5 protein-coding genes are annotated in these 2,504 nt (G+C 39.7%); 3 read left to right on the forward strand and 2 right to left on the reverse strand.

Annotation, left to right across the window (positions count from 1 at the left end; translation table 11 throughout):
• Positions 1-384 precede the first annotated feature (384 nt).
• Entirely contained in the window at positions 385-816 is a 432-nt protein-coding gene (locus BIZ36_RS20485; protein ID WP_187459720.1) for a response regulator, read from the forward strand.
• A gap of 117 nt (positions 817-933) precedes the next feature.
• On the opposite strand, the gene BIZ36_RS20490 is transcribed toward BIZ36_RS20485, so the two are convergent.
• On the reverse strand, positions 934-1,134 hold the full coding sequence (locus BIZ36_RS20490; protein WP_187459721.1) for a CsbD family protein: 201 nt from the start codon (positions 1,132-1,134) through the stop codon (positions 934-936).
• 273 nt (positions 1,135-1,407) lie between these two features.
• Between BIZ36_RS20490 and BIZ36_RS20495 the strand changes: the two genes are divergently transcribed.
• Both BIZ36_RS20495 and BIZ36_RS20500 read left to right on the forward strand, forming a co-directional pair.
• Positions 1,408-1,854 (forward strand): hypothetical protein, encoded by a 447-nt coding sequence (locus BIZ36_RS20495; protein ID WP_187459722.1) that lies wholly within the window; start codon positions 1,408-1,410, stop codon positions 1,852-1,854.
• The gene (locus BIZ36_RS20500) at positions 1,838-2,041 is read left to right on the forward strand and encodes a hypothetical protein (RefSeq protein ID WP_187459723.1); all 204 of its coding nucleotides are present in this window, start codon (positions 1,838-1,840) and stop codon (positions 2,039-2,041) included. The genes BIZ36_RS20495 and BIZ36_RS20500 overlap by 17 nt, the downstream gene beginning before the upstream one ends.
• Before the next feature lie 50 nt (positions 2,042-2,091).
• Here the strand turns inward: BIZ36_RS20500 and BIZ36_RS20505 are convergent.
• Positions 2,092-2,504: BLUF domain-containing protein (locus BIZ36_RS20505; protein ID WP_187459724.1), on the reverse strand; the 413-nt coding region annotated here is incomplete at its 5' end.

Here is a 2,504-nt window from a genome sequence, read left to right on the forward strand (position 1 = left end):
AAGGGTTGATGGCGGATGTTTCCGTAGGAGGACAGAAATTCGATTATACAGCCATTGATAATCTGTAATCCACGATTCATTTTATAAAATGAATCCTTAACGGCCCTCCTCTTGGAGGGTTTTTTGCCTTAGTGGGCATACGATCTTTTTTATACGGAAATCTGTCGCTTCCGATCCGCTTTGAGTTAACTTTCCAATTCTTAGTAGCAACAACTCTTATTATATTATCTCAAATTTACCGTCAGATTATTCCCATATCCGGAAATAAAACATCCCACAAACATTAATTCGATAATTTAAAGACCATCTTGAGTAAGATTGTCACGCAGCTTGTCAGGATTTAACAAGGTATTTAAATAGAATGTGTAACTAAAGATATTAGGAATGGAAACAATTAAAATTTTCTTGGTGGATGATGATAAGGAAGACCAGGAATTCTTTGGCGAAGCGCTATCGGAAATTGATGGATGCTATGCGTTGGAAAAATTTAATAGTGGGGCCGATCTGTTAAATGCAATTGCCGTAACGCATCATAAACCGGATGTAATATTTCTTGATCTTTACATGCCAATTGTAGATGGTGAGGAATGTTTGGAGTCATTGCGAAGCAACAGTAAATATGATACTGTACCCATTGTAATTTATTCCACAGAATATGACATAGATAAAATTGCCCGTTTATTTAGTTTAGGGGCCAATAGATATCTCAAGAAACCTGAAACTTTCGATTCCTTGGTAGCTTCCTTAAAAGTATCGTTGAACTCACTGAAAAGAAACTCTTTAGGAGGAAATGCAATTATTAATGTAGTTGCCTAGAAATCGATTGTAAACAATAGGACAACTCGGAAGAACCGGATGTAGTCTTACCAAAAAGAACGTCCATATAATAAATCCCGCCTTGGCGGGATTTACTTTTTTAGGGAATCCGGTGACCTAATATTTCAGGTCGTTCAAAAAACGGTTGATACGCTCTTTGTCCTCCCCGGTCTTTCTTTGGATACGTCCCAGTAGTTCATCCTCTTGACCCTCCCTGTAGTCCAGGTCGTCATCGGTAAGCTCTCCCCATTCCTGCTTGATCTTGCCTTTGGCAATGTTCCAATTTCCTCTCAATTTATCTTTCCAAGGTTGTGACATAATTTTATGAATTTTATTGTTAACTACTATAAATTTCACGGAAATCGCGATAATCGCTCAACTCAAACGCAAAATTTTTTAGCTTTCCAAGTTTTTAAAATTGTAATCCCCTAATCGACCGGTAGGGGGGTTGATGACGGTTGGATAAAAAATAGGGGCGATTACGTTATAATCGGGGAGTAAGTTATTCGGCAGGTCGTAAAATTTGATTTGAAGTCGGTCCAATCAGCACAAAGTTTTCGTGGTGCGGCGATGTTTTCTTAAATTTATAAAATGACGTTGTTACTTTTGTTCATAGCTTCACTCTTGGGTACGTCCTATTTGATATTAGTGGACCGGATCTGGGGCAAGGTTATAGGAGAGGACGCATGTCGGATCGAATTACTGAAAAAGTCGATGTTGGGATCGATATCCCCAAAATGGTCAATAATTTTGGCCTGGTCGATGCATGTATTGAAAGGATATTTGGTCACCCTTGTCATATATGCCATATTGGACAAATTTGAGAACAGCTACATACTGATGAACGGGACTGTCCTGGGATTTGTGGCCGGGAGCATGTCAACGGTCTTTTGGTCCTATTTTATCACTTCCCCGAATTCAACGAAGGATCGCTTCCCATCCTCATTTTTGGTCCAGTTGGTTATTTCTTACGCCGGATTCGGCTTTTTGATTTCCGTCCTTCTCCTACTTATTTTCGGATATGGACATTTTACCTGATAATTATCGATCGTATTGCCGGCCCCATAATAATGGTTTGGCAAATGGAACGCATCCCAAATGGACAGGGAACCATCGGATGACCATCGATGCGATTGGACGATCGGCTCTTTATCCGGACCGGAGTGGGCATTCGATTGCAGGTCTTGGGATTTTAAGGCTTTATCATAATGAACCAGGAAACTAGCGAAATACAGGATTAGGCAAAGGTTGCAGAAATAAAGGTGAGTTTCCAACCTATTTTTTAGGGGGTATGGACAACATGAACTTCATACGTTTCCAGAAAAGAACGGCGGTCACATTGGTTGGTTTGCTTAAGTCTGCCAAGAGCATCAAGTTCCTTTTAAACTGTTCAAATTCGGGAATCCCCATCAAAGTATCATCTACGGGGTAATAGGCCATCCCCCAATCCGGGAAATTCCTCTCGGTAATCGTATCCTCACTAAAAAGGTTTACTTTTTTGTGCCTTTTATCTTTTTCAATGTTTGAGTAAAGCGACTTCACTTTGTCTTCAGGCCCTTCCAAAATTTGTATGAATTTACCTGAATAGTAAATAAGACATCCGGTAATACCATTATCGGAATTAAATGCCCTGGCGGTTTTAAGAATTTCTTCAATATCCGAATTTTTCAAATCAGGATTTGCCTGTG

The organism is Cytophaga sp. FL35 (genome assembly GCF_014349235.1).
GTDB lineage: Bacteria > Bacteroidota > Bacteroidia > Flavobacteriales > Flavobacteriaceae > Euzebyella.

Bases quoted from the DNA above. Each gene is read 5' to 3' on its own strand.
- BIZ36_RS20500 (WP_187459723.1), top strand. From the start codon at position 1,838: ATGGACATTTTACCTGATAATTATCGATCGTATTGCCGGCCCCATAAT.
- BIZ36_RS20495 (WP_187459722.1), top strand. From the start codon at position 1,408: ATGACGTTGTTACTTTTGTTCATAGCTTCACTCTTGGGTACGTCCTAT.
- BIZ36_RS20490 (WP_187459721.1), bottom strand. From the start codon at position 1,134: ATGTCACAACCTTGGAAAGATAAATTGAGAGGAAATTGGAACATTGCC.
- BIZ36_RS20485 (WP_187459720.1), top strand. From the start codon at position 385: ATGGAAACAATTAAAATTTTCTTGGTGGATGATGATAAGGAAGACCAG.